The 592-nt window shown below is 78.4% G+C and carries 1 protein-coding gene; it reads left to right on the plus strand.

Going from position 1 to position 592, the window contains the following annotated elements:
- Window positions 1-592: inositol-3-phosphate synthase (locus CCN29_RS36160; RefSeq protein WP_442538463.1), on the plus strand; the 592-nt coding region annotated here is incomplete at both ends.

A 592-nucleotide genomic window follows, 5' to 3' on the forward strand; every position in this document is an offset into this window, starting at 1 on the left:
ACGCGCCGAGCACCTCGCCGAGGGCGGCGTCCTCCCGCACGGCCTCCCCGCCGCCGTGCACGCCGAACTCGTCGCCGCCGACCGGGAGATCCGGCCCGGCGGGCCCACCCCCGGCGGTACGGACACCGGCCCCGCCCGAACCGACGACGACTGGATCGACGTCTTCGCCGCCGACATCCGCGACTTCACCGACCGCCACCAGCTGGCCGGCACCGTCGTCGTCAACGTCGCCTCCACCGAGCCCGTCCCCGCGGACGGCGCCCTGCCGCCCAGCTCCCTCTACGCGGCCGCCGCCCTCCGCGCCGGCTGCGGCTACGTCAACTTCACCCCGTCCACCGGCCTGCACCACCCCGCGCTGGCCGGGCTCGCCGCCTCGGCCGGGGTGCCGTACGCGGGCCGGGACGGCAAGACCGGGCAGACCCTGCTGCGGTCCGTGCTGGGCCCGATGTTCCAGCAGCGCGCCCTCGCCGTGCGCGCCTGGTCCGGCACCAACCTCCTCGGCGGCGGCGACGGCGCCGCCCTCGCCGACCCCGCCGCGGCCGCCGCGAAGAACGCCGGCAAGGAACGCGTCCTCGCCGACACCCTCGGCGCG

The sequence above is a fragment of the Streptomyces pseudogriseolus genome (assembly GCA_002154585.1).
Classification (GTDB): domain Bacteria; phylum Actinomycetota; class Actinomycetes; order Streptomycetales; family Streptomycetaceae; genus Streptomyces; species Streptomyces pseudogriseolus.